This is a genomic window from Pseudomonas sp. PsB (assembly GCF_043658375.1).
Lineage (GTDB): Bacteria > Pseudomonadota > Gammaproteobacteria > Pseudomonadales > Pseudomonadaceae > Aquipseudomonas > Aquipseudomonas putida_Z.
Map to the genome: position 1 here is coordinate 1 of NZ_JBIGLU010000085.1, position 1,641 is coordinate 1,641.

The window sequence follows — 1,641 nt, forward strand, 5'->3', positions numbered from 1 at the left end:
ACCAATGTCATCAACCTAAGCTGCAGCCCTGCCCAAGGCAAGCCCCCCGAAGCAGCCAGCCGCCATGGCCGTCGGGCGATGACCAGGCCTCTGCCGCTCAATCAGGCGGTCTAACTGGGCTGGCGGTGATGTGATCATCGTCTGTTCCGGCTGTCTAGGCGAGATTTCTCGTTCTCCGGACGAGCCTATGCCGACCGCTTGTGGCCAGCTTTTTTTTGCACGGAGGTTGGGCGGTGGTGTTTCTTCAGCGCGTCGGTTTGTAGCCCTCACAACCTCGGCTGGCTGCGCGTTTGCGTTGGCGCGCAAAGCTACGGCCTGAGCGTACGGCACTGAGGCTTTTAGCCATCAAGGCCAGCACATTGCTCAGCCCCTGAGCACAGTGCCGCACCAGCAGCTCGACCAGGGTATTTTTGAGCCGTGACACGCCTTGGGTGAAGTTGACTTTCCATCGCAGCTTGCGACCTTTGTGGCGCTGTTCGATGACCGGCTGTAGCAGGTGCTGCATCAACAGCGCCAGGTTCTTCAACAGTTGAGCGGCATGAAAGTCCTGCTTTACAGCAGTCACGCTGCGGCCGCTGAAGTTGTCCAGCGTCAGGGTTTGTTTGAGGCGACGGAAGTCGGTTTCGATGCCCCAGCGGCGGTGGTAAAGCTCGGCAAACACCTCAGCGGGAAAGGCTTCTCGATCCAGCAACGAGGTCAGCAATACCTCGCTTTCGCCGTTGGCCAACTCGACCCGGATCAGTCTCAGCTCGATCTGGCTGGCAGGATCAACGCCAGCCTCGGAGCAGAACAGACGTGCTTCAGGATGGTTGGCCACGAAAAGCTGTGTGTCTTCAACTTGGCCAGAGTATAGAAACGCTTTGACCTGGGCGTTATAGCCACAGGGCAGGCGCATCAGAAAGTGCCGCTGTTGCTGCGCGAACAGCGCGAATAACCAGTGCCCAGGGTAACCACGGTCAAACAGCGTCAGGCTGTCAGCCGGCAGGTGCTCAAGGTGCAGATGGGCACAGTCGCGCTCGCCGACGGTCAGGGGCACGATCAGGCTATGCAGGGTTTGACCGTCAGCGACTTCGTAGAGTGTGGACAAGCGAGCCATGGGAAAGCCAGAGTGACTGCCAAAGAAGGTCGCCATGGTCGACTCCAGGGGTAAATGCACGGTCGAGCCATCCACCGCGAGCACCCTCAGCCCACGCCACTTCTGACGCAGCCCGAAGCAGTCAATTTGTTGCTGCAGGAGGTGATTGAGACTTTCAAATACCTCGGGGTTGAGCTTTTTGCGCGCTTTGCAGAAGGCCTGCGCAGTGACCATTTGCGTCTCAGTCGACGCCTGATTGAGTACGCGATAGAACTGATCGAGTTCGGTTTGCAGGGCCGTGCGCGGCTGATTGAGCAGGAACAGGACGAGGTTCTTGAAGGTGAGCTGGCGTCGGCGGGTAAAGTCTTGAGGATTCTGGCGGTGGGCGGCGATGAAGGCGGGACAATCGAGCGGACTGGTTATTTTTTGTACAATTTTCAAACCAGGGCTTGGCTGGCGGTGTCAAGCGATGCGGTATAGGTAGTCAAAAGGGCTTCTCCCATGCACTGATTTGAGCGCTAATTATATGATATTTATGGATAATTTCCAAAGTTGATGACATTGGG

Annotated in this window: 1 protein-coding gene; it reads right to left on the reverse strand. The window is 57.3% G+C overall.

The features are described from left to right. Positions 1–244: 244 nt before the first annotated feature. A complete protein-coding gene (locus tag ACGLHT_RS29950) occupies positions 245–1,516 on the reverse strand; it encodes an IS4-like element ISPa1635 family transposase (RefSeq protein WP_023082049.1) in 1,272 nt (423 codons plus the stop codon). Between the last annotated feature and the right edge of the window lie 125 nt (positions 1,517–1,641).